The 23,820-nt window shown below is 73.7% G+C and carries 22 protein-coding genes; 10 read left to right on the top strand and 12 right to left on the bottom strand.

Annotation, left to right across the window (positions count from 1 at the left end; all coding sequences use genetic code 11):
- The 4 genes from egtD to egtA are packed head-to-tail and all read right to left on the bottom strand — an operon-like array spanning position 1 to position 4,392.
- Positions 1-963: an L-histidine N(alpha)-methyltransferase gene (egtD, locus tag ACZ7EC_RS02800; RefSeq protein ID WP_471056860.1), complete on the bottom strand. Its 963-nt coding sequence runs from the start codon at positions 961-963 to the stop codon at positions 1-3.
- Positions 960-1,739 (bottom strand): ergothioneine biosynthesis protein EgtC, encoded by a 780-nt coding sequence (gene egtC, locus ACZ7EC_RS02795; RefSeq protein ID WP_471056858.1) that lies wholly within the window; start codon positions 1,737-1,739, stop codon positions 960-962. The genes egtD and egtC overlap by 4 nt, the downstream gene beginning before the upstream one ends.
- Positions 1,739-3,076 (bottom strand): ergothioneine biosynthesis protein EgtB, encoded by a 1,338-nt coding sequence (gene egtB / locus ACZ7EC_RS02790; RefSeq protein ID WP_471056856.1) that lies wholly within the window; start codon positions 3,074-3,076, stop codon positions 1,739-1,741. The genes egtC and egtB overlap by 1 nt, the downstream gene beginning before the upstream one ends.
- The gene (gene egtA / locus ACZ7EC_RS02785) at positions 3,073-4,392 is read right to left on the bottom strand and encodes an ergothioneine biosynthesis glutamate--cysteine ligase EgtA (RefSeq protein WP_471056854.1); all 1,320 of its coding nucleotides are present in this window, start codon (positions 4,390-4,392) and stop codon (positions 3,073-3,075) included. The genes egtB and egtA overlap by 4 nt, the downstream gene beginning before the upstream one ends.
- A 329-nt stretch (positions 4,393-4,721) precedes the next feature.
- On the opposite strand from egtA, the gene ACZ7EC_RS02780 reads away from it, so the two are divergent.
- A complete protein-coding gene (locus tag ACZ7EC_RS02780; protein ID WP_471056852.1) occupies positions 4,722-5,543 on the top strand; it encodes a TIGR02452 family protein in 822 nt (273 codons plus the stop codon).
- 109 nt (positions 5,544-5,652) lie between these two features.
- On the opposite strand, the gene ACZ7EC_RS02775 is transcribed toward ACZ7EC_RS02780, so the two are convergent.
- The 4 genes from ACZ7EC_RS02775 to ACZ7EC_RS02760 all read right to left on the bottom strand — a co-directional run bounded on the left by ACZ7EC_RS02775 (position 5,653) and on the right by ACZ7EC_RS02760 (position 8,839).
- Positions 5,653-6,105, bottom strand: a complete 453-nt coding sequence (locus ACZ7EC_RS02775; protein ID WP_471056850.1) for a type II toxin-antitoxin system PemK/MazF family toxin — start codon at positions 6,103-6,105, stop codon at positions 5,653-5,655.
- A gap of 103 nt (positions 6,106-6,208) precedes the next feature.
- The gene (locus ACZ7EC_RS02770; RefSeq protein WP_471056848.1) at positions 6,209-7,036 is read right to left on the bottom strand and encodes a hypothetical protein; all 828 of its coding nucleotides are present in this window, start codon (positions 7,034-7,036) and stop codon (positions 6,209-6,211) included.
- A 92-nt stretch (positions 7,037-7,128) separates the two neighbouring features.
- Entirely contained in the window at positions 7,129-8,088 is a 960-nt protein-coding gene (locus tag ACZ7EC_RS02765; protein ID WP_471056846.1) for an alpha/beta hydrolase, read from the bottom strand.
- 187 nt (positions 8,089-8,275) lie between these two features.
- The gene (locus tag ACZ7EC_RS02760) at positions 8,276-8,839 is read right to left on the bottom strand and encodes an NAD(P)H-dependent oxidoreductase (RefSeq protein WP_471056844.1); all 564 of its coding nucleotides are present in this window, start codon (positions 8,837-8,839) and stop codon (positions 8,276-8,278) included.
- A 100-nt stretch (positions 8,840-8,939) separates the two neighbouring features.
- Between ACZ7EC_RS02760 and ACZ7EC_RS02755 the strand changes: the two genes are divergently transcribed.
- Positions 8,940-9,620, top strand: coding sequence for a TetR family transcriptional regulator (locus ACZ7EC_RS02755; RefSeq protein WP_471056841.1), 681 nt, complete (start codon positions 8,940-8,942; stop codon positions 9,618-9,620).
- A gap of 142 nt (positions 9,621-9,762) precedes the next feature.
- On the top strand, positions 9,763-10,758 hold the full coding sequence (locus ACZ7EC_RS02750) for a LacI family DNA-binding transcriptional regulator (protein WP_471056838.1): 996 nt from the start codon (positions 9,763-9,765) through the stop codon (positions 10,756-10,758).
- Between the two features lie 25 nt (positions 10,759-10,783).
- On the opposite strand, the gene trxA is transcribed toward ACZ7EC_RS02750, so the two are convergent.
- Positions 10,784-11,158: a thioredoxin gene (gene trxA, locus ACZ7EC_RS02745; protein WP_471056835.1), complete on the bottom strand. Its 375-nt coding sequence runs from the start codon at positions 11,156-11,158 to the stop codon at positions 10,784-10,786.
- A gap of 193 nt (positions 11,159-11,351) precedes the next feature.
- On the opposite strand from trxA, the gene ACZ7EC_RS02740 reads away from it, so the two are divergent.
- Positions 11,352-12,791, top strand: a complete 1,440-nt coding sequence (locus ACZ7EC_RS02740) for a dihydrolipoyl dehydrogenase family protein (protein ID WP_471056832.1) — start codon at positions 11,352-11,354, stop codon at positions 12,789-12,791.
- Between the two features lie 8 nt (positions 12,792-12,799).
- Here ACZ7EC_RS02740 and ACZ7EC_RS02735 read toward each other — a convergent pair whose 3' ends face one another.
- A complete protein-coding gene (locus ACZ7EC_RS02735; protein ID WP_471056829.1) occupies positions 12,800-13,444 on the bottom strand; it encodes a peptide deformylase in 645 nt (214 codons plus the stop codon).
- 108 nt (positions 13,445-13,552) lie between these two features.
- Positions 13,553-13,921, bottom strand: a complete 369-nt coding sequence (locus ACZ7EC_RS02730; protein ID WP_471056826.1) for a tetratricopeptide repeat protein — start codon at positions 13,919-13,921, stop codon at positions 13,553-13,555.
- Positions 13,922-14,121: 200 nt separating this feature from the next.
- Here ACZ7EC_RS02730 and dxs point away from each other — a divergent pair, with 200 nt between their 5' ends.
- Positions 14,122-16,020, top strand: coding sequence for a 1-deoxy-D-xylulose-5-phosphate synthase (dxs, locus tag ACZ7EC_RS02725; RefSeq protein ID WP_471056823.1), 1,899 nt, complete (start codon positions 14,122-14,124; stop codon positions 16,018-16,020).
- A gap of 646 nt (positions 16,021-16,666) precedes the next feature.
- Here dxs and ACZ7EC_RS02720 read toward each other — a convergent pair.
- Positions 16,667-17,791 (bottom strand): XdhC family protein, encoded by a 1,125-nt coding sequence (locus tag ACZ7EC_RS02720; protein WP_471056820.1) that lies wholly within the window; start codon positions 17,789-17,791, stop codon positions 16,667-16,669.
- A gap of 343 nt (positions 17,792-18,134) precedes the next feature.
- On the opposite strand from ACZ7EC_RS02720, the gene ACZ7EC_RS02715 reads away from it, so the two are divergent.
- Genes ACZ7EC_RS02715 through ACZ7EC_RS02695 form a run of 5 tightly spaced genes read left to right on the top strand, consistent with a single transcriptional unit; the run spans position 18,135 to position 23,820 of the window.
- Positions 18,135-19,016, top strand: a complete 882-nt coding sequence (locus ACZ7EC_RS02715) for an FAD binding domain-containing protein (protein ID WP_471056817.1) — start codon at positions 18,135-18,137, stop codon at positions 19,014-19,016.
- Positions 19,013-19,573, top strand: a complete 561-nt coding sequence (locus ACZ7EC_RS02710) for a (2Fe-2S)-binding protein (RefSeq protein WP_471056814.1) — start codon at positions 19,013-19,015, stop codon at positions 19,571-19,573. The genes ACZ7EC_RS02715 and ACZ7EC_RS02710 overlap by 4 nt, the downstream gene beginning before the upstream one ends.
- Positions 19,570-21,966 carry an aerobic carbon-monoxide dehydrogenase large subunit gene (locus tag ACZ7EC_RS02705; RefSeq protein ID WP_471056812.1) on the top strand — a complete coding sequence of 799 codons (2,397 nt, stop codon included), beginning with the start codon at positions 19,570-19,572 and terminating at the stop codon, positions 21,964-21,966. The genes ACZ7EC_RS02710 and ACZ7EC_RS02705 overlap by 4 nt, the downstream gene beginning before the upstream one ends.
- A 42-nt stretch (positions 21,967-22,008) precedes the next feature.
- Positions 22,009-22,923, top strand: a complete 915-nt coding sequence (locus ACZ7EC_RS02700) for an XdhC family protein (RefSeq protein WP_471056810.1) — start codon at positions 22,009-22,011, stop codon at positions 22,921-22,923.
- 3 nt (positions 22,924-22,926) lie between these two features.
- Positions 22,927-23,820 carry an AAA family ATPase gene (locus ACZ7EC_RS02695; protein WP_471056808.1) on the top strand — a complete coding sequence of 298 codons (894 nt, stop codon included), beginning with the start codon at positions 22,927-22,929 and terminating at the stop codon, positions 23,818-23,820.

Raw genomic sequence — 23,820 nt, 5'->3', positions numbered from 1 at the left:
TCACCGCGCCACGCTCAGCGACAGCGCGAACCGGTCCTCCGCGTCGGTCCACCAGTGGGCCAAGTCGAGTCCGGCGACGGCGAGTTCCCGGCTCACGCCGTCCTTGCGGAACTTCGCCGACACCTCGGTGCGCAGCTCCTCGCCCGCCGCGAACTCGACCGCGAGGTCCAGCGCGGGCACCTTCACGGTCTGCGCGCTGCGCGCGCGCAGCCGCATCTCGATCCACTCCCGGCGGGCATCCCACACGGCCACGTGCTCGAAGGCGTCCGGGTCGAAGTCGGCGCCCAGTTCGCGGTTGACGACGTTCAGCACGTTCTTGTCGAACGCGGCCGTCACCCCGGCCGCGTCGTCGTACGCCCGCACCAGCACCTGCTCGTGCTTGACCAGATCGGTGCCGAGCAGCAGCCCGTCGCCGGGTTCGAGCAGGGCGCGCACCGAGGCCAGGAACGCGGCGCGTTCGGCGGGCAGCAGATTGCCGATGGTGCCGCCGAGGAACGCCACCAGCCGCGGGCCCGGCGTCGCGGGCAGCTCGAGCGGCGCGGTGAAGTCGGCGATCAGCGCGTGCACCTCCAGGTCCGGGCGCTCCGCGACGAGCGCCCGCCCTGCCTGGACGAGGGCGCTCTCGCTGACGTCCACCGGGACGTACGCGGCGAGCGAGGTGAGCGCGTCGAGCAGGTAGCGGGTCTTCTCCGAGGAGCCCGAGCCCAGCTCGATCAGTGTCCGCGCTCCGCTAGCGGCGGCGATCTCACCGGACCGGGCGACCAGGATCTCCCGCTCGGCGCGGGTCGGGTAGTACTCGGGCAACTCGGTGATCTTGTCGAAGAGTTCGCTGCCCCGCGCGTCGTAGAACCACTTCGGCGGCAGCCACTTGGGGTCGTCGGTCAGGCCGCGCTCGACATCGGCGCGCAGCGCGGCCTCCGTCGCGTCCTCGGGGAGGGTGCGGGTGACATGCAGAGGGCTCACGTGCAGGGCTCCTTCGATGGTACGGCGGCCGGTCCCGCCGCCGGGGCGAGCAGCACACCGGTGCTGTCCGCGGTGAGCACGGTGCGGTCGGGGACCTCCCGCCACAGCGGGTCGTCGTCGTAGGGCTCGGAGGCGACGACCGTGCCGCGGCCGGGCTCCGTGCGGTACCAGAGGCTGTCGCCCCAGGCGGTGGCGGCGATGGTGGTGCCGTCCGTCAGCAGCAGGTTCAGCCGCGAGGCGGGGGCCGCCCGCGCGACCTCGCGCGCCGTCTCCGCGAGGGCCAGGTCCGGGGCGGCACCGGTGCGCAGCCGGTGCAGCACCAGGGCCCAGACGAACGCCGAGTCGGTGCGGGCGGGCAGCGACAGCAGGTCGACCGGGGGCAGCGCGGCCACCAGGGGCGCCGCCGCGTCCGGCCAGCCCGCGACCGCCCCGTTGTGGCTGAACAGCCAGCGCCCCGCGGCGAACGGCGCCGCCGCGGCCTCCGCGTCCGCCCCCGCGAGGGTGGCGTCCCGCACGGCGGCGAGCACCGCGCCGGAGCGCACCACCCGGACCAGGTCGGTGAAGGACAGGTCCGCCCAGATCGGCCCGGCCCGCCGGTACCGGGCGGGCTCGGGGTCGCCGGGCGCGTACCAGCCCACCCCGAAACCGTCGGCGTTGACCGTGCCGTACCGCTGCCGCCGCGGCGCCCACGACTGCCGGAACAGGCTGTGCGGGGGCTCCGTCAGCAACTGCCCGAGCGGCAACTCGGGGCCGGTATAGGCAAGGTGGCGGCACATCAGTCGGACTCCGAGCGGGCGGTTCGGAACCCGGAGAAGATCTGCCGCCGGATCGGATAGTCCCAGTTGCGGAAGGTGCCCCGGCAGGCCACCGGGTCCACGGCGAACGAACCGCCGCGCAGCACCTTGTACTCGGGGCCGAAGAACACCTCCGAGTACTGCTTGTACGGGAACGCCCGGAATCCCGGATACGGCAGGAAGTCGCTCGCCGTCCACTCCCACACGTCACCGATCAACTGCCTTACTCCGAGCGGCGATTCGCCCGCCGGATAGCTCCCGGCCGGTGCGGGGCCCAGGTGCCGCTGGCCGAGGTTGGCGTGCTCCGGCGCCGGGTCGGCGTCGCCCCAGGGGTAGCGCCGGGAGCGGCCGGTGGCGGGGTCGTGCCGGGCGGCCTTCTCCCACTCCGCCTCGGTGGGCAGCCGGCGCCCGGCCCAGCGGGCGTAGGCGTCCGCCTCGTACCAGGACACGTGCAGCACCGGCTCGTCCGGCGGCACCACCTCCGTGGTGCCGAAGCGGCGGCGCAGCCAGCGGTCGCCCTCCCGGTGCCAGAACAGCGGCGCCGCGATGCCGTGCCGCCGGATGTGCGCCCAGCCCTGCGGCGCCCACCAGCGCTCGGTGTCGTAACCGCCGTCCTCGATGAACGCCTGGTACGCAGCGTTCGTCACCGGGATGGTGTCGATCCAGAACGGTGCCACCTGACGCGGGTGCGCCGGGCGTTCGTTGTCCAGCGCCCACGGCTCATCGGAGGTGCCCATGGTGAACGGGCCGCCGGGCACGAGGACTTCGGCCGGACCCGTGAACGGCGGGCCGGGCTCCGGGTCCGGCGCGGTCAGGACCGGCGGGCCGGTCCGCAGCTGATGGGTGATCAGCATCGTTTCGTCGTGCTGCTGTTCGTGCTGTGCGATCATCCCGAAGGCGAAGCCGGCCTCGGTCAGCCGGGTGCCTCGCAGATCCGCGGACTCCAGCACGTCCAGCACCCGCCCGCGCACCTCGGCCACATAGTGCCGGGCCTCCGCGGGTGGCAGCAGCGGCAGCGAGGGCCGTTCCGCGCGCGGATGCTCGAAGGCGTCGTACAGGCCGTCGATCTCCGGGCGGAGCGCCTCCCGCCCGCCGACCGCCCGCAGCAGCCACAGCTCCTCCTGGTTGCCGATGTGCGCGAGGTCCCACACCAGCGGGGACATCAACGGCGAATGCTGCGCGGTCAGTTCGGGTTCGTCCACGCACGTGGTGAGCGAGGTGGTGCGGTCGCGGGCGGTGGTGAGCGAGGCCAGCGCGCGCTCGCGCAGGGCCTCGGTGTCCGGCTCCGCGGCCGTGGTGTCGGCCTTGGCGGCGGTCATGAGGGGATGTCCTTCCTGCCATGGGCGGCGGGGCCGCTCCCGGTGCCGGGGGGTGCGTCCAGCAGATCGTCGGCCGGGCAGCGGCCACGGGCGACATAGCGCTCCAGGTACCCCGCCACGGCACCCGTCACCTCGGTGCCGGCGCCGAGCCGGGGCAGCGCGTCGAGCGCCGCCGCGAAACAGGCGGCGGCCACCTCCCGCAGCTCCGGGTCGGCGAGCCCGAGCCGTGCCGCGTCGGACCACAGCGGGTTGTGCGGGGCCGGCCGGTTCAGCGCCCGCTCGGCCAGCGGCTTCACCAACCGGTAGGCGGTCTCGGCCGCCTGGGGATCGTCGAACAGCGCCGCCGTCACCGCGAGCGGCACGATCCAGCCGTCGTCGCCCGGCTGCGCGTCGATCATCCGCAGTTCCAGATGGCCGCGCGGCCTCACCGGAGGGAAGAGGGTGGTGAGGTGGTAGTCGAGATCCGACCGGGTGGGCGGCCGGGGCCCGTGTCCGCGCGTCCACTCCCGGAAGGTCAGCCGCTCGGGTACCTCCCAGGGGCCGCCGTCCCGGCGCACGCACATCACCGGGGAGTCCAGCACGTGCCGGGCCCACGCCGCGCGCGGCTCCTCGTCCAGCGGGGGCGCGCCCGCCCGGCCCGCGCCGATCTCCGCCCACATCAGTTGCCGGGTGGACAGCCAGCCGGTGGGGAGCCGGCCGATCAGCGGGGAGTTGGCGAACGCGGCGACCAGGACCGCGCCCAGCTGGTGCGCCAGCCACCAGCGCCGCCCGTACCCCAGCGGGCCCGGCTCCTCGTGGCCCGCGTCCACGCAGACCTGCACGGAGGCGGAGGCGCGCATCATGTGCCGGCCGGCCGGTCCGGCGCGGTCCAGGCAGGTCTCCATCGCGTCGTAGCGCGGCTCGCGCAGGAACCTGTCGGGGAGGCGGAAGGGGTCGTGGCCGAGGCCGGCGAGCACGAGCCCGTGCCCGTCGAGAACGGCACGGACGGCCGCGAGGTCGGCGGAGACGGTGCCGACGCACTCCGTCAGACAGGCGGCCGGCGGCGAGCTCAGCTCCAGCTGGCCGCCGGGTTCGACGGTGAGCGCCGAACCGAGGGGTACGGCGCGCACGGCGGCGTAGGCCGCGCGGAGCCGTTCGGGTGGCACGGGACGCTGGGGCAGGTCCCGGTCCTGGACGAGCCACTCCAGCTCCACACCGAGGGTGCGCGGTGGCCCGGTCTTGAAGCAGATGCCCTGGACCAGGGCCTCCACCTCGGCCTCGGTGACGGCCGTACGGCGCTCCGTACAGTCGCCACCCTCGTCTGTCGCATCGGACATGTCGGGATCCTCCTGAGATTCCACCATGTCTTCGGCCCGGCGTCCGGTGGGCCGGGCAGTCACTCGTCCCAGCCAAAACCCTCGTGCCGCATCGCACAAGAGTGCCCTCCCGGACGTCTCCGACACGTCACCGTCGCGTTCGCGCGTGTTCGCACGCGTCCGCGGCAGGTGCCGGGCGGTTCCGGGTGGTACCGGGACCGGTTGCGGGGCCGGTTCCGGGGCCGGGAAATTCCATTGCACCGCCCCACCAGCATCACTCAGGATGACCGCGTGAGCACAACGGGGGAGACCGCGCGGGCCGTGGTCATGGCGTCCACGGGGGTGGCGCCATGAGCGCGCGCCTGCGCGGGATCGCCGCGGAGACGGAACAGATCGTCGCCGCGGGCCGCTACCGGGCGCCGGGCGGCACGGAGGTGTCCCTCGCGGACGCGATAGCCGCCGCCCGGACCGGCACCCGGATGTACGGCCCCGGCCCGGTCCCGGTGCCGCCGGCACCCGGCCTGGACACGGCCGTCGAGGTGACCGGCGAGAGCAGCACGGAGGCCGCCCGCCGGCTGTGTGGCGCCCCGGTCGCCGTCCTGGACTTCGCCTCGGCGAGAAATCCGGGCGGTGGCTACCTGAACGGCGCCCAGGCCCAGGAAGAGGCCCTGTGCCGCGCCTCCGCGCTGTACACCTGCCTGCTGCGGGTCCGGGAGTTCTACGACCACCATCGCGCCGACCGGGACCCGCTCTACTCCGACCGGGTGATCCACAGCCCCGGCGTCCCCGTCTTCCGCGACGACCGCGGACGGCTCCTCGCCGAGCCCTACCGTGTGGGCTTCCTGACCGCCGCCGCCCCGAACGCGGGCGTCCTGCGGCGTACGGCCCCCGACCGCGCCGCCGCGATCCCGGCCGCCCTCGCGACCCGCGCCGAGCGGGTCCTGGAGACCGCCGCGGCCCATGGATACCGGCGGTTGGTGCTGGGCGCCTGGGGCTGCGGCGTCTTCCAGAACGATCCGGCGCAGGTCGCCGCCGCCTTCCGCGACCTGCTCGGCGCCGGTGGCCGCTTCGAGCGGACCTTCGAGCAGGTGGTGTTCGCCGTCCTGGACCGCACGCCCGGCGCGACGGTACGGGCGGCATTCGTACGGGCGTTCGCGCGCGTCGGGGTGTGAGTGAGGCGGGGCGGCCCTTGCGGGACGGAGGCCGCCGGTGCCGCGCCCCGATGTCCGGGGCCGGTGGACCGGCCCCGGTCGTCCTGGCGCCCCGCCCCGCCGCCGGCCGTCAGGTCCAGCCGTACCGCTCGTGCAGCCGCTGCCGGACCAGGTTGAAGCGCATCCGGTCCAGGGCGCAGGCCTCGCGGCGCATGCCGTCCTCGTGCAGGCGCAGCACCCGGTCCACGTCCACCCAGGAGTCCCGGCCCGAGCGGTCCCAGGGACCGCTGCCGATGGCCACCCACTCGCGGTCGCCGTCGTGCCGCTTGCTGGAGAGCTGCACCGCCAGGAAGGTGCCCGCCGCCTCGCGGGCGACGACCAGCACCGGGCGGTCCTTGCCCCGGCCGTCGTCCTCCTCGAACGGGACCCAGGTCCACACGATCTCTCCGGGGTCCGGGTCGCCGTCGTGGGCCGGGGAGTACTCGGTGCGCACCCGGCCGACCTCGCGCGGGTCCGCCGCGGTGGTCGCGTGCGGGCCGTTACGGCCGGGGACGTTCTCATCGGTGTCGGTAAACGTGCTCACGGGGGAACCCTAGTGCCGCGCCGCGGAAGCCGGGCAGGGGCCAGGACTCGGGCGGGTTCTTCTTCCGCGAGCGGTTCACGGGCGGTGGCTCCGGCCTCTGCTCTCAGGGCCGGCCGCTGCCGCCCGCCGCGCGCAGATCCTCGATGAATTCCACGGCCGCCCGTGCGTTCAACAGCCCGAGCCGGATCGGAGCTTGGCCCGCCACCTTGATCTCCAGCTCGCCGTGGCCCGACGCCTTCACGGACCGTACCTGCGACCACGCGAACTCCCCGCCCTGTCCGTACGGCGGCGTGTGCACCAGCCCGGCGGGCGTGACGGTGAGCCGACCCCGATCGAACCGCACGCTCCCCTCGGTACGCAGCGTCTCCTCGAGGTCGACCTGGATGGCCGGAATGATCCGGTCGTCGATCTCTTCGAACAGCCGGGCCATGCGCCGCACGTGCAGCAGAGTGATCGGCCCGGCGGCCGCCGCGATCCAGATCGTGCCCCGCTCGTAGGTGCGGGTGGTCCGGGTCTGGGCGGCACCCAGTCGCTCGTCCCGGTAGCTCTCCGGGGTGTATTCGGTGGCCCGGATGTCGTCCCAGCGGATGGTGCGATCGGGCCCGGCCTGGGCGGCGAGGAGCAGACCGCCCTGATACACCAGCACGGCCTGCAGGCCCTGGACCGGTGCCAGGCGCCCGTACGCGATCCCGGCCGCTATCGCCACGACGAGGGCAGCCGCCAAGGGCCACCACGTGCCGGCGGCCACACCGGCGCCCATGCCGATGGCCAGGGCCGCACCGCCGATCCACGCCTGCATCGCCAGCGTCACCGGTCGGTACCGCGGGTGCACCGCGACCATTTCTCCCAGGCCGGCCTTCGCGGCCGTCGCCTCGTATTCGTCCGGGTCGATCATGCCAACTCCCCTTGTCGCACAGGCGATCGCGACCATAGCCGACCTGGAGCCGGTCATGTCCAAGGGTCTGCCGAACAGTGGCGCCAACAGGCGGGGCTGGGGGAGTTTCTGCCTGCGCGGTCCGCGGCTCAGCGTGCCAACAGCCGCCGGAGCCAGTCGAGTCGGGCGGCGTGTGCCGTCCGGGACAGGGCCGCATTGGGGGCGAGCGCCTCGAAGCCGTGGAACGCGCCGGGCCAGACGTGGAGTTCGGCCGCCGCACCGGCCTGCCAGAGGCGGGAGGCGTAGGTGACGGTCTCGTCCCGGAAGGTCTCCGCCGAGCCGACGTCGAGGTACGCGGGCGGCAGTGCGGACAGATCGGCGGCGCGGGCCGGGGCGGCGTACGGGGAGACGTCCGGGCCGCCCCGGCGCGCGCCCAGCAGGGCCGTCCAGGCGGTCTCGTTGGCGCTGCGGTCCCACAGGCCGAGTCCCGCCATCTGGTGGCTGGAGACGGTGTCGTTGCGGTCGTCCAGCATCGGGCTCATCAGCAACTGGCCGAGGAGAACGGGTCCTTGCCGGTCGCGGGCGAGCAGCGCCGCGGCCGCCGCGAGTCCGCCGCCCGCGCTGGCCCCCGTGAGGACGACGCGTCGCGGGGCACCGCCGATCTCCGCCGTGTGCGCGGCGGTCCAGACGAGTCCCGCGTAGACGTCCTCGACCGGCGCCGGGTGCGGGTGTTCGGGAGCGAGCCGGTAGTCCACCGACACCACCACCGCGCCCAGCTCCCGCGCCCAGCTCAGGGGGATTTCCACCCCGGCCCGGTCGGTGCCGGCCATCATGCCGCCGCCGTGTACGTGGTAGAGCACCGGCAGCGGGGCCGTCGTACCCGCCGGGCGGCAGACCAGCAGCGGGACTCCGGGGGCGCCCGGCGGTCCCGGCACGGCGTGCTCGCTCACCTCGAAGGCGCCGCCCAGGGTGAGGTCCGGTGCCGCCAGACAGGTGCCGCGCCGGACGGCGCCGAGATCCTCCAGCCGGAAGCCGGGCGCGGCCGCGTCCCCGAGCGACTCCAGGCACGCGGCCAGCTCCGGGTCGAACGGCGGCGGGACCAGGGACACGGCTTCCTCCTCGGACGGGCTGACGCGATCACGGCCGTACGGCCATCGTCCGCATACCCGCGATGCCGCGCACCAGCAGTACCGCGCAGGCGGAAGGTGCGGCTCCTGCGCGCTCGCAGGGCTCGAAAGGCCCGTAGGGACCGGAAGCCGCTCGGTTCCGGTCCCTACGGGTGGTGCGGGGGCCGGCTCAGGCGGCCGCGGCCTGCGTCGCGGTGCTGTGCAGGCGCGCCACGACCTCGGTCAGCTGGGCGGCGACCTCGGCGTCGTCGGCCGGGTGGGTCTCGGCGAAGCGGGTCACCGAGCCGGGGATCGAGAGCTTGATGTCCTCGACGACCTTGCCACCGGCGATACCGGCGGCCTTGCGGGTGTCGTCCTGGGCCCACACGCCGCCGTACTGGCCGAAGGCGGTGCCGATCACGGCGACGGGCTTGCCGCCGAAGGCGCCTGCGCCGTACGGGCGGGACAGCCAGTCGATGGCGTTCTTCAGGACGGCCGGCATGGTGCCGTTGTACTCGGGCGAGAACAGCAGGAACGCGTCGGCGCCCTGAGCGGCCTCGCGCAGCGCCGCGGCGGCGGCCGGGACGCTGCCCTCGACGTCGACGTCCTCGTTGTAGAAGGGCACGTCGGCCAGGCCCTCGAAGATCACGACCTCGGCGCCCTCGGGGGCGAGCTTGGCGGCCGCCTCGGCCAGCTGACGGTTGTGCGAACCGGCACGCAGGCTGCCGACGAGCGCGAGGATACGAACAGACATGGGAAGACTCCAGGGGCTGAAACATCGCCGTTACGATCCGGACCAAGGTCCGTTTAAATTTCTATCACCCTAAACGGACCGGGGTCCAGTTCTGTTCCCGGTGCTTTACGCTGTCTTCATGTCCAGCGCGCCGCAGCCCTTCCCCACGCCGCAGGAGCCCTCCGACGCGCCACCCCTGCTGGAGCTCGGCACCGCTCCCGAGGAACCCTGTCTGCGCGCCGACGCGGCCCGCAACCGCGCCCGGCTGCTGGAGGCCGCCGCCCGGCTGATCGCGGAGCACGGCGTGGCCGGCGTCACCATGGAGGCCGTCGCCGCGGCGGCCAAGGTCGGCAAGGGCACGGTCTTCCGGCGCTTCGGCGACCGCACCGGGCTGCTGACGGCGCTGCTCGACCACTCGGGCCGGCAGCTCCAGGCCGACTTCCTCGGCGGCCCCCCGCCGCTCGGTCCCGGCGCCCCGCCCCTGGAGCGGCTGCGGGCGTTCGGCATCGCGGTGCTCTACCGCTCGGCCGAGCAACTGGAACTGCAGCTCGCCGCCCAGCCGGAGGCCTGCCGCCGCTTCTCCCACCCCGCGACGCAGGCGCTGCGCACCCACGTCGTCATGCTGCTGCGCCAGATCGTGCCGGACGCGGACTGCGAACTGCTCGCCCACACCCTGCTGGCCTCGCTCGACCCGGCCCTCATCCACCATCTGACCCGGCAGCGCGGGCTGCCCATGGCCCGTCTGGAGGCGGCCTGGGTGGACCTGGTCGCACGGGTGACGGGCACCGAGCCGCCTGCCTGACCTTGCCCGCCCTCCCGCAAGGGGCGGACGGCCCTGTCCGGTTTGCCGAACGGCCCTACTGAGCAAGCGAGTTGGTCAAAACACGAACCACGGTCCCCCGCCCGCCACGTCCCCGGACCGCTCTGCCAGGATGCGGTCTGTCATGGTGCAGATACCGAACACTCCCACGAGTGCCGATGTGGCCCGCCTGGCCGGCGTCTCGCGCGCGACCGTGTCCTACGTCCTCAACAACACCGACGCCGTGCGGATCAGCGAACCCACGCGGCGGCGCGTCCACGAGGCCGCGCGGGAACTCGGGTACGTCCCCCACGCCGCCGCCCGCAGCCTGCGCGCCGGCCGCAGCCGTCTGGTCCTCATGCCGGCCCCGGCGGTCCCGGTCGGACCTCTGTACAGCGCGTTCCTCAACGACGTCCACAGCGCCCTGGGGCGGCTCGACTACACCGTCGTCCAGTACGGCTCCGTCGGCCTCCAGGGCGACGAAGCCGCCCGCGCCTGGGCGGAGTTGCGGCCCGTGGCCGTCCTGGTGCCCGGCACCGGGCTCGGACCGCAGGGCGTGGCCCTCCTCAAACGCTCCGGCGTCCGCGCGGTCGTCACCCTCGGTCCCGAACGCGTCGAGGGCGCGCACGCCCTGCTGATGGACCATGACGCCGTGGGCCGCTGCGCGGCGGCCCACCTGTACGAGCGCGGCAGACGGCGGATCGGGGTCGTCGTGCCTCGGGAACCGGGCCTGGAGGCCTGTTCGGGGCCCCGGCTCGCCGGCGCCCGCCGGGCGCTGCGCGGCACCGGGGCGAGCGTCACCGCCGTACCGCTCGCCTACACGGAGCGGGCCGCCGCCGAACTCGTGGACCACTGGCCCGATGTGGACGCGGTGTTCGCCTACAACGACGAGTACGCCATGCTGCTGATGCGCGCCCTCCAGGACGCGGGGCGGCGCATCCCCGAGGACGTGGCCGTGATCGGTGCCGACGACCTGATGCTCGGCCGGCTGCTGCGACCCCGGCTGAGCACCGTGCGCATCGAACTGCCCTCGGGTCTGGACCTCGCGGCCCTGGTCGACCGCGCGGTCCGCGATCCGGGCGGCGAACCGGAGGTGCACCGGGTCCTGGGCTCCTCGGTCGTACGCCGCGAGTCCACCTGAACCCGGCCCGCCACCCCCGGCACCGCTACTCCGCCTGGCTCTCCCGGTCCGCGATGCTCTTGCGGACCTCGTCCATGTCCAGCCCGCGCGCCTGGCCGATGACGTCCGTCAGGGCCGCCTCGGGCAGCGCACCCGGCTGGGCGAACACGGCCACCCGGTCCCGCACGATCATCAGCGTCGGGATCGACTGGATGCCGAAGGACTGCGCCAGCTCCGGCTGGGCCTCGGTGTCCACCTTGCCGAACACCAGGTCCGGGTTGTCCTCGGCGGCCTTCTCGTACACCGGCGCGAACTGCCGGCACGGCCCGCACCAGGACGCCCAGAAGTCGATGAGTACGAAGTCGTTCTCCGTGACCGTCTGGTCGAAGTTGTCCTTGGTCAGCTCCACGGTGCTGCTCATGGCCTGGTTCCCTCTTCCTGGTGTGGGGTGTGCCGATGGCGCAAACACGGCCGTCGGACCGGCTATTCCGGGCAGTGTCCCCGCCGGTGCGGGCACGGCGCACGCGCACCGCAGGGCCCTCGCGCGGCCGGGCGCCCGTGTGCGCGCTCGTACCCATGTGGCCACAGCGCACACCACCCACCAGACTGACCCCATGACGGAAACGACGGAATCGGAAACCATCGCGTACGACGTCGTGGTGCTCGGGGCCGGGCCCGTGGGGGAGAACGTCGCCGACCGCACCCGAGCGGCCGGCCTCACCACCGCGATCGTGGAGAGCGAACTGGTCGGCGGCGAGTGCTCCTACTGGGCGTGTATGCCCAGCAAGGCGCTGCTCAGGCCGGTCATCGCCCGTGCGGACGCCCGCCGGCTGCCCGGCCTCGCCGCGGCGGTCCAGGGCCCCCTCGACGCCCCGGCCGTACTGAAGCGCCGCGACGACTTCACTTCGCACTGGCAGGACGACGGGCAGGTGGACTGGCTGGAGGGCATCGGCGCCGACCTCTACCGCGGCCACGGCCGCCTCGCGGGCCCGCGCAGGGTCACGGTCACCGTGTCCGACGGCGGCGTCACCACCCTCACCGCCCGGCACGCGGTCGTCGTCTGCACCGGCACCCGCGCCCAGCTGCCCGATCTGCCGGGACTCGCCGAGGCGCGACCGTGGACCAGCCGCGAGGCCACCAGCGCGGACACGGCACCCGGCCGGCTGATCGTCGTCGGCGGCGGTGTCGTCGCCGCCGAGATGGCCACCGCCTGGGCGGCGCTCGGCAGCCGGGTCACCCTGCTGGTGCGCGGCAAGGGCCTGCTCGGCCGGATGGAGCCGTTCGCCGGGGAACTGGTCGCCGAGGCGCTCACCGAGGCCGGCGTGGACGTGCGCACCGGGGTCTCCGTCACGTCCGTCACGCGGGAGGACGGCACCGTCGTGGCCGCCACTCGTACGGGTGAGCGGTTCGAGGCCGACGAGATCCTCTTCGCCACCGGCCGCGTCCCCCAGACCGACGACATCGGCCTCGACACCGTCGGCCTGGAACCCGGCTCCTGGCTGGAGGTCGACGACACCCTCCGGGTCACCGGGACCGACTGGCTGTACGCCGCCGGTGACGTCAACCACCGCGCGCTCCTCACCCACCAGGGCAAGTACCAGGCCCGGATCGCGGGCGCGGCCATCGGCGCCCGCGCGGCCGGCACCCCGCTGCTCGACAGCCCCTGGGGTCCGCACGCGGCCACCGCCGACCACGGGGCCGTGCCCCAGGTCGTGTTCACCGACCCGGAGGCCGCCGCGGTCGGCCTCTCCCTCGCCGAGGCGGAGGAGGCCGGATACCGGGTCCGCGCGGTGGACGTCGAGTTCTCCTCCGTCGCCGGGGCGGCCCTGTACGGCGACGGCTACAAGGGCCGCGCCCGCATGGTCGTGGACCTGGAGGAGGAGGTCCTGCGGGGCGTCACCTTCGTCGGCCCCGGCGTCGGCGAACTCATCCACTCGGCCACGATCGCCGTCGCGGGCCACGTCCCGGTCAGCCGCCTGTGGCACGTGGTCCCGTCGTACCCGACGCTCAGCGAGGTGTGGCTGCGGCTGCTGGAGGCGTACCGGGACAACTGACGGAAGCCTTACGGCAGTTCGAAGCCGAGGGCGGTCGCCGCCGTGGCCGGGGTCGGCTGGGACCACAGGGCGGCGACCGCCTCGTTGGTGGACAGCGAGCGCGGCTCGGCGCGGTCGAGGTAGAGCGTGCCGTCGAGGTGGTCCGTCTCGTGCTGCACGATACGGGCGGGCCACCCGGTGAACACCTCGTCCACCGGGCGTCCCCGCTCGTCCTCGGCGCGCAGCCGCACCTCGGCGTGCCGGGCGACCACCGCCTGCCAGCCGGGCACGCTCAGGCAGCCCTCGAAGAACGCGGCGCGCGCGGTGCCGACGGGTTCGTACACGGGGTTGACCAGCACCCGGAAGGGCTGCGGGCGCCGCCCCCGGACCGCGGCGATCTCCTCCGGCACCGGCGCCGGGTCCTCCAGGACCGCGATCCGCAGTTCCACGCCGACCTGGGGCGCGGCGAGGCCCACGCCCGGCGCGGCGTGCATGGTCAGGCGCAGCGCCTCGACGAAGCGGGCCAGCAGGGCGGGGCCGAGCTGGCCGTCGTACGGCTCGGTGGGGCGGCGCAGCACCGGCCGGCCGGCGGCGACGATGGGCAGGGGGCCGCCGGCGGCGAGGAGTTCCTCGACCCGTTCGGCGAGCGGCGCGTGATCACGGTCGGGTGCCATCGCGCCAGGATGCCACGGTGGCCCGCTCGGGGACGAGGCGCGCGGGCCGGTGCCGGGGCATGCCGCGCAGCGGGGCGGCGAGTCGCCTCCGGGCCGTGGCAGGGCGCCTCAGTGCTGCGGGAAGTCGCCCGCCAGCGCGGCGGCGATGCGCAGGTGCTGCTCCGCCTCCTCGTGCCGCGCCTGCCGTTGGAGGGTGCGGCCCAGCATCAGCCGGGCGTAGTGCTCCACCGGGTCGCGCTCCACGATCAGCCGCAGCTGGTCCTCGGCCCGCCGCAGCTGCGCGGAGTGATAGTAGGCGCGGGCCAGCAGCAGCCGGGGCCCGGTCTGCTCCGGCACTTCCTCCGCCAGGGCGGCCAGCACGCGCGCCGCGCCCGCGTAGTCCTTGGCCGCGAAGAACGCCTGGGCACGCTCCCAGCGCTCGGCGGCGGTGCCGTGGTCGTAGTACTGGTCGTACTGGTCCTCGTACGTGGTCTCCACTGGTGACCTCCTTCGGCGGTTCCGGCGGATCTAACGGCGCCCAGTAGTTGAATATTCCACCATCCGCCTTCCGTTCCCCCGCCGGTAGCCGTGGGGCGACTCACACGAGGGGGATCTCCTGAATCAGGGCGAATTGATAGCCTTTCACCTTCGTGTTCCCTGTCCGCTTCCCCGTCCGCAGCGCCGAAGGAGAATGACGTATGGGCGTTCTGGAGACGATCCACGGCCCGCAGGACCTGAAGAAGCTCGACGCCGGTGAACTCGGGGCGCTGGCGGGGGAGATCCGCGAGTTCCTCGTCAGCGCCGTCTCCCGCACCGGGGGGCACCTGGGCCCGAACCTCGGCGTCGTCGAGCTGACCATCGCGCTGCACCGGGTCTTCGAGTCCCCGAAGGACCGCATCGTCTTCGACGTCGGCCACCAGACCTATGTGCACAAGCTGCTGACCGGCCGCCAGGACTTCTCCAGGCTCCGCAAGGAGGGCGGCCTGTCGGGGTATCCCAGCCGCGCCGAGTCGCCGCACGACATCGTGGAGAACCAGCACGCCTCCGCCGCCCTGAGCTGGGCCGACGGCATCGCCAAGGCCGACCGCCTGACCGGCCGGCGCGACCGCTCCGTCGTCGCGGTGGTCGGGGACGGCGCGCTCACCGGCGGCATGACCTGGGAGGCGCTGAACAACATCGCCGCCGACAAGACCCTCCCCCTGGTCATCGTGGTCAACGACAACGGCCACTCGTACAACCCCACCATCGGCGGCCTCGCCAGCCACCTGGCGGCCCTGCGGACGACGGACGGCTACGAGCAGTTCCTGGAGCGCACCAAGGCCGTCCTCGACCGCACCCCGATCGTCGGCCGCTCGGTCTACGACGCGCTGCACGGCGCGAAGAAGGGCCTGAAGGACTTCATCGCCCCGCAGGGCATGTTCGAGGACCTGGGCCTGAAGTACGTCGGCCCGATCGACGGCCACGACATCGAGGCGCTGGAGTCGGCGCTGGCCCGCGCCAAGCGGTTCGGCGGCCCGGTCATCGTGCACTGCATCACCGAGAAGGGCCGCGGCTACAGCTTCGCCGAGGAGTCCGACGAGCGCTTCCACCAGGTCAAGGTGATCGACCCGGACACCGGCAAGCCGGTCACCGTCGCCGGCAAGGACTGGACCGGCGTCTTCGGCGAGGAACTGGTCCGGCTCGGCGCCGAGCGCGAGGACATCGTGGCGATCACCGCGGCGATGCGCGGCTCCACCGGCCTCGCCCCCTTCGCCGAGCGCTTCCCCGACCGCTTCTTCGACGTCGGCATCGCCGAGCAGCACGCCGCCGCCTCCGCGGCCGGCCTCGCCACCGCCGGGCTGCACCCGGTCGTCGCCGTCTACGCGACCTTCCTCAACCGCTGCTTCGACCAGCTCCTGATGGACGTGGCGCTGCACCGCTGCGCGGTGACCTTCATGCTGGACCGCGCGGGCATCACCGGCGACGACGGCGCCTCGCACAACGGCATGTGGGACATGGCCGTCCTCCAGGTCGTGCCGGGCCTGCGGATCGCCGCACCGCGCGACGCGACGCAGTTGCGGGTCCAGATGCGCGAGGCCGTCGAGGTGGCGGACGGGCCCACGGTGGTGCGCTACTCCAAGGGCACGGTCGGCCCCGAGGTGGCCGCCGTCGGCACGATCGCCGGCATGGACGTGCTCCGGGGCTCCGCCGAGGAGGGCGCCGATGTCCTCGTCGTCTCCGTCGGCGCGCTCGCCCCGATGTGCCTGGAGGTCGCCGACCGGCTCGCCGAACAGGGCATCTGCGCGACCGTCCTCGACCCGCGCTGGATCAAGCCGGTGAACGCGGCCCTGCCCGGCATCGCCGCCCGGCACCGGCTCGTCGTCACCGTCGAGGACGGGGTGCGGGCCGGCGGTGTCGGCGCCGCCGTCGCGCAGGCCCTGCGCGATGCCGAGGTGGACGTTCCCGTACGGGACTTCGGTGTCCCCGCCGAGTTCCTCGAGCACGCCGAACGCGGCCGGGTCCTGGCCCGTGTCGGGCTGACGGCCGCGGATGTCGCCCGCCGCGTCTCGGGCGTCTTCGCGGGCCTCGGCCGCGACGAGATGGTCTTCCCCGGCTGAGCGGAGACCCCGCTCCAGCCGACGGCGGCCCGGGGCCCGGCCGCGGCCGGTGCCGGCTTCGGGCCCGGCTGCGGCCGGTGCCGGCCTCGGACTCCCGCCAAGACTGGTGCGGACTCGGACTCCCGGCCACGGCGGGTGGTGTCGGCTTCGGACTCCCGGCCACGGCGGGTGGTGTCGGCTTCGGAGTCTCGGTCATGGCGATCCGTGTCGGCTTCGGGCTCCCGGTCACGGTGAGCGGTGCCGCCTCGGCTCCCCGGCCACGGTGGCTGATACCAGCCTCGGACTCCCGGCCACGGTGACCGGTGCCGCTTCGGAGTCTCGGCCGTGGCGGGTGATGTCGGCCTTGGACCCCCGGCCACGGCGAGCGGTGCCGCCTTGGACCCCCGGCCACGGTGACTGATGCTGGCTTCGGACTCCCGGCCGCGGCCACCGATGCCGCCTCGGCCCCCCGGCCATGGCGACCGATGCCGACCTCGGGCCCCTGGCCGCAGCCGATGGCGTGGGGCCGCCCCGGTGTCCCGGATCCGGCTGATGCCGGGCTCCGGGACCAGTCCCTGCCGGCCTCGGCCTCGGGAGCCCGGCCTCCTGGCGTCGGCGGCCTGCGAGAGTCCTCGTGGCTCCTGTGGGCCGCCGGTGGCGACCCGTGTCAGCGATGGATCGGCAGCGGTGTCGTCTCCCCCAGCCGTCGCCCCGTGCCGCCCCACCGCAGGGCGATGACCTCCGCCATGATGGCCACCGCCGTCTCCTCCGGCGTGCGGGCACCCAGGTCGAGTCCGATGGGTGAGGACAGCCGGGACAGCTCCGCCTCGCTCATGCCCTCCTCGCGCAGCCGCCGCAGCCGGTCCTCGTGGGTGCGGCGGCTGCCCATCGCGCCGATGTAGCGGGCGGGCGTGCGCAGCGCCCGCCGGAGCAGCGGCACGTCGAACTTCGGGTCGTGGGTGAGGACGCAGATCACCGTGTTGCCGTCCACCTCGGCCGACTCCAGATACCGGTGCGGCCAGTCCACCACCAGCTCGTCCGCGTCCGGGAAGCGGCGGCGGGTGGCGAACACCGGGCGGGCGTCGCAGACGGTGACGTGATAGCCGAGGAACTTGCCGATCCGGGCCACTGCGGACGCGAAGTCGATGGCGCCGAACACCAGCAGCCGCGGCGGCGGCGCGAAGGACTCCACGAACACGGCGACGTCGTCGCGCCGCTCCTCACCCGCGCGCCCGACCCGCACCACCCCGGTACCGCCCTGCGCCAGCAGCCCCTGCGCCCGCTCGGCCACCGCGGCGTCGAGGCGGGCGTCACCGAGTGTGCCCCGCGCATCCGACGGCGTGACGATCAGCTGGCCGGCGGGCGCGGCCGCGGGTTCCGGCTCCGCGCCGCCGCCCTCGGCCGGCAGCGGCGACACCACCGCGACCGGCCGTCCCGCGCCGATCGCCTCCAGCACGTCCGGCAGCCCCGGAAAGCGGCCCGCGCCCGCCGGCCGCACCAGGATCTCGATGATCCCGCCGCAGGTCAGGCCGACCGCCAGCGCGTCGTCGTCGCTGACGCCGTAGGTCACCAGGGCGGCCCTGCCGCTCTCCAGGACCTCGCGCGCCAACTCGTACACCGCGCCCTCGACGCAGCCGCCGGAGACGCTCCCGATCACCTCGCCGTCCTCGGCGACCGCCAGCGACGAGCCGGCCTGGCGGGGCGCCGACTTCCAGGTCCGTACGACCGTCGCCACCGCGAACCGCTTGCCCGCCGCACTCCAGGAGGAGAGGCCCTGAGCGATGTCCCGCATCCGTGTGCCTCCTTCGGCGGCGTCCACGACCGCCACAGCCACCGCATACCCGTCCGGGCCTCTGTACAGGCCGAAAGGCGGCCCCGGCCCTGGTGCCCGGCCCCGGCCCACACCCCGTGACGGCCGTTGTCACCCGCCCGGCGTCCGGATCACGCGCATGCCGCCGGCCGCATGTCAACGGCAGCTTAAGTCTTCGCTCAAGTGACCGCGCCCCGCGTGGCAGGGCAAGTTAAGCAAAGGCTTAAGCAGCGATTGACACCCCGCCCGGACGGAGGCGCAATGATCTTTGGACAACGGCGCCCGACACGCCCGGCCGCCCGCCGGGCGGGAGGGGGAGTGCGGTATGCAGGTTCCCGCTCCGTTCGAGTACCAGCGCGTGGGCACGGTGGACGAGGCGGTCACGCTCCTGGACCGGCTCGGCGACACCGCCCGGCTGGTGGCCGGCGGGCACAGCCTCATCCCGATGATGAAACTCAGGCTGGCCAACTTCGAGTACCTGATCGATATCAACGACCTGCACGACGAGCTGGGCTACATCCGCGTCGAACCCGGACTGATCCGCATTGGCGCGATGACCCGGCACCGCGAACTGCTGGAGTCCGCCGAACTCGCCGCCGCCTTCCCGATCTTCCGCGACGCCGAACGGGTGATCGCCGACCCGGTGGTGCGCAACCGGGGCACGCTGGGCGGCTCCCTGTGCCAGGCGGACCCCTCCGAGGACCTGTCGGCGGTGTGCACCACGCTGGACGCCTCCTGTGTGATCCGCGGCATGGACGGCGAGCGGGTGGTCCCCATGGAGGAGTTCCACCAGGGCCCGTACGAGACCGCGGTCGGCGACGCGGAGATCCTCACCGAGGTCCGCTTCCCGGTCCGCCCGCGCGGATCCAGCGCCTACGAGAAGGTCGAGCGGCGCGCCGGGGACTGGGCGGTGGTCTCCGCGGGCGCGGCCCTCTGGCTGGACGGGAGCGGGCTGATCGCCGACGCCCGCGTCGGCCTCGCCGCCGTCGGACCCGACACCGCGGGCATCCGCGGAATCGCCGGCGCCCTGCGCGGCCGGCCGCCCGCGGGGGAACTGTGGGCGCGGGCCGGGGACATCGCCGCCGAGTCCTGCTCCCCGGTCACCGACCGCCGCGGCAGCGCCGAGTACAAGCGGCATCTGGCCCGCGAGCTGACGATGCGCGTCCTGCGCCGTGCCGTGGCCCGGATCAACGGACAGGAGGTGTGACCGTGCAGGTCACCATGACCGTCAACGGCGAAGAGGTCACACGGGAGATCGAGGGGCGGCTGCTGCTGGTGCACTTCCTGCGCGACCACCTCCGGCTGACCGGCACCCACTGGGGCTGCGACACCAGCAACTGCGGCACCTGCGTGGTCTGGCTGGACGGCGAACCCGTCAAGTCCTGCACGGTACTGGCCGCGATGGCGGGCGGCCACGAGGTACGCACCGTCGAGGGACTGGAGCAGGACGGCGAACTCGACCCGGTCCAGCGCGGGTTCATGGAATGCCACGGACTCCAGTGCGGCTTCTGCACCCCCGGCATGATGATGACCGCGCGCGCCCTGCTCGACCGCAACCCGGACCCCTGCGACGAGGAGATCCGCGAGGCCATCTCGGGCCAGATCTGCCGCTGCACCGGCTACGCCACCATCGTCCGCTCGATCCGCTGGGCCGCCGCCGAACAGGCCGGCACCCGCACCACCGTCGAGGAGCCCGAGCGGACCACCGCACCGGCCGGCGGCCCCGGACCCTGCGCCGCGCCGACCTCGGGGAGCGCCCCATGACCACCGTCGCCGGCAACGGCCGCCGCACCGCCTTCGTCGACAACGACCGCAAGCCCAACGGCCACGGCCGGATGCTGCGCAAGGAGGACCCCCGCTTCGTCCGCGGCCGGGGCCGCTACGTGGACGACCTCCAGCTGCCCGGCATGCTGCACCTCGCCGTCCTGCGCTCCCCGCTCGCCCACGCCCGCATCGTCTCCGTCGACACCACCCTCGCCGAGGCCCACCCCAAGGTCCGCCTGGTGGTCACCGGAGCGATGCTCGCCGAGAAGGGCCTGGCCTGGATGCCGACCCTGTCGAACGACGTGCAGGCCGTCCTCGCCACCGACAAGGTCCGCTTCCAGGGCCAGGAGGTCGCCTTCGTCGTCGCCGAGGACCGGTACGCGGCACGCGACGCCCTTGAACTGATCGACGTCGCGTACGAACCGCTGGACGCGGTGATCGACGTACGCACCGCCCTCTCGCCCGACGCTCCGGTCATCCGCGACGACCTGGAGGGCAAGAGCGACAACCACGTCTTCGACTGGGAGACCGGCGACGCGGCCGCCACCGACGAGGTGTTCCGGCGCGCGGACGTGGTCGTCTCGCAGGACATCGTCTACCCGAGGGTGCACCCGGCACCCATGGAGACCTGCGGCGCGGTCGCCGACTACGACGCGGTCGACGGCAAGCTCACCCTGTGGTCCACCACGCAGGCACCGCACGCCCACCGCACCCTGTACGCGATCGTCGCCGGACTGCCCGAGCACAAGATCCGCGTGGTCTCCCCGGACATCGGCGGCGGCTTCGGCAACAAGGTGCCGATCTATCCGGGCTACGTGTGCGCGATCGTCGGCTCGCTGCTCACCGGCAAGCCGGTGAAGTGGGTGGAGGACCGCGCCGAGAACCTGATCAGCACCGGCTTCGCCCGCGACTACCTCATGCGCGGCGAGATCGCGGCCACCCGCGAGGGCAGGATCCTCGCCATCCGCACCCACGTCCTCGCCGACCACGGCGCGTTCAACGGCGTCGCCGCGCCCGTGAAGTACCCGGCCGGCTTCTTCGGCGTCTTCACCGGCAGCTACGACCTGGATGCCGCCTACTGCAAGATGACGGCGGTCTACACCAACAAGGCGCCCGGCGGGGTGGCGTACGCCTGCTCCTTCCGCATCACCGAGGCGGTCTACCTGGTCGAACGGATCGTCGACTGCCTCGCCGCCGAACTCCGGATGGACCCGATCGAGCTGCGGATGAAGAACTTCATCCGCCCCGAGCAGTTCCCGTACCGCACCAAGACCGGCTGGGTGTACGACTCCGGGAACTACGCCCCGACCATGGAGCTGGCCAAAAGGCTCGCCGGATACGACGAGTTGCGCGCCGAGCAGGCCGAGAAGCGGGCCCGCGGCGAGCTCATGGGCATCGGGGTGTCCTTCTTCACCGAGGCGGTCGGCGCCGGGCCCCGCAAGGACATGGACATCCTGGGCCTCGGCATGGCCGACGGCTGCGAACTGCGGGTCCACCCCACCGGGAAGGCCGTCGTGCGGCTGTCGGTGCAGTCCCAGGGGCAGGGCCACGAGACGACGTTCGCGCAGATCGTCGCCGAGGAACTAGGGATCCCGCCGCAGGACGTCGAGGTCGTGCACGGCGACACCGACCAGACCCCGTTCGGCCTCGGCACGTACGGCAGCCGCTCCACCCCGGTCTCGGGCGCGGCCGCCGCGCTGGTCGCCCGCAAGGTCCGCGACAAGGCACGGCTGATCGCCTCCGGCATGCTGGAGGTCTCGGTCGCCGACCTGGAATGGGAGAAGGGCTCCTTCAGGGTGGCCGGCGACCCGGACGCCTCGGTGACCATCCAGGACATCGCGATGCGGGCGCACGGCGCGGGCGACCTGCCCGAGGGCGTCGAGGGCGGTCTGGAGGCGCAGATCTGCTACAACCCGGAGAACCTCACCTATCCGCACGGCGCCTACATCTGCGTGGTCGACATCGATCCGGGCACCGCGAAGGTGACGGTACGGCGGTTCGTGGCGGTCGACGACTGCGGCACCCGCATCAATCCGATGATCATCGAGGGACAGGTGCACGGCGGGCTCACCGACGGTGTCGGCATGGCGCTGATGGAGATGATCGCCTTCGACGAGGACGGCAACTGCCTCAGCGGCTCCCTGATGGACTACCTCATCCCCACGGCCCTCGAAGTACCGGACTGGGAGACCGGGTTCACGGTCACGCCGTCCCCGCACCACCCGATCGGCGCCAAGGGCGTGGGCGAGTCCGCGACCGTCGGCTCCCCGCCGGCGATCGTCAACGCGGTGGTCGACGCGCTGGCCCCGTTCGGGATCCGGCACGCCGACATGCCGCTGACCCCCTCGCGGGTCTGGGAGGCGATGCAGGGCCGGCCCCTCCCGCCGATCTGACGGGCGGCGCGGCGCACGGGAGGACAGGAGGAACAGCAGACGGTGACGGGAGTCGAGGAGGTGACCGGGGTGCCCGAGACGGTGAGCGCGCGTGCGCTCGAACTGGCCCGGCGGCGCGTGCCGTTCGTGCACGCCCGCGTGGTGCGCGCCCAGGCGCCCGCGTCCGCGCATCCGGGCGACGAGGCGATCGTGTACGGCGACGGCACGATCGACGGCTTCGTCGGCGGGATGTGCGCCGAGGGCTCGGTGCGAACGGCGGCACTGGGCGCCCTCAACGGCGGCGGGCCGCTGCTGCTGCGGGTGCTGCCGGCGGGCGAGGCGGCCTTCCCGGACACCCCCGGCGCGAAGGTCGTGGTCAACCCCTGCCTGTCCGGCGGCGCGCTGGAGATCTTCCTGGAACCGGTGCTCCCGCCGCCCCTGATCGAGGTCGTCGGCACCACCCCGATCGCGGAAGCCTTCATCGCCCTCGCCGACGTCCTCGGGTACGCCACCGCGCGCTCCCTGCCCGAGGGGCCGCCCGCCGGGCACACCGGCGCGGTGATCGTGGCCGCGCAGGGGCGCGGCGACGCGGAGGCGCTGCGCGCCGCCCTGGACGCCGACGTGCCGCACATCGCCCTGGTCGCCAGCCGCCGCCGGGGCGCCGCCCTGCTGGACGAACTCGGCCTCGGCGCGGCGGAGCGAGCCCGTATCCACACCCCGGCCGGCCTCGACATCGGCGCCCGCACGGCGCCCGAGGTGGCGCTGGCCATCCTGGCCGAGGTGGTGGAGTCCGTACGCGCGCGCCACGCGCCCCCGCCGACCGCACTGCCAGAACAGCCGGCCCAGGTCGTCGACCCGGTGTGCGGGATGACGGTGACCGTCACCGCCGGTACTCCTCATCTCGCCGCCGGGGACAAGGAGTTCTGGTTCTGCGGCACCGGCTGCCGGGACCGCTGCGCGGCGGGGCTGGTGGGTTGACGCGTGAGCGGACTCTTCCGGGACGCCGAGGACGTACGGCGCCGCCTCGCCGAAGTCGGCCACCTCGTGGACGAGGGCACCGCCACCGCCCTCTACCTGGCCACCGTCCTCGACCGCCCGCTGCTCCTGGAGGGCGAGCCGGGCGTCGGCAAGACCAGCGCCGCCAAGTCGCTCGCCGAGGCCCTCGCCACCCCGCTGATCCGCGTCCAGTGCTACGAGGGGCTGACGGCCGGCGAGGCGCTGTACGAGTGGAACTACCAGCGCCAGCTGCTCGCCGTGCGGCTCACCGAGGCGCGCGGGCAGCACCTGGCCGACGCCGACCTGTTCACCGAGGAGTTCCTGCTGGACCGGCCGCTGCTGCGCGCCGTACGCCATCAGGGGCCGCTGCCGCCGGTACTGCTGATCGACGAGATCGACCGCGCGGACGACGAATTCGAGGCGCTGCTGTTCGAGTTCCTGGGGGAGTGGAGCATCACCATCCCGGAGCTGGGCACCTTCGCCGCCGCCCGGCCCCCGGTGGTGGTCCTCACCTCCAACCGCAGCCGCGAACTCCACGACGCGCTGCGCCGCCGCTGCCTCTACCACTGGATCGACTATCCCGGCCCCGAGCGCGCGGCAGAGATCCTGCGCCGCTCGGTGCCGGCCGCGAACGAACCGCTGATCGCGTCCGCCACCGCGTTCATCGGCAAGGTCCGCGCGCTGGACCTGGACAAGGCGCCCGGCCTGGCGGAGGCCATCGACTGGGTCTCCGCCCTGGCCGCGCTGCGCGTGTCCCGGCTGGCCCGCCGTGATGTGATCAGCACCCTCAGCGCGGTCGCCAAGAGCCCCGACGACCGTACGGCCGTCACCGGGGCCCTCGGCGAACTCGGCTACCCCGAAGAAGCGAGGAGACCGTAA

This window comes from Streptomyces sp. NPDC037203, from assembly GCF_055605065.1.
This window is presented reverse-complemented; position numbering and strand designations above follow the sequence as displayed.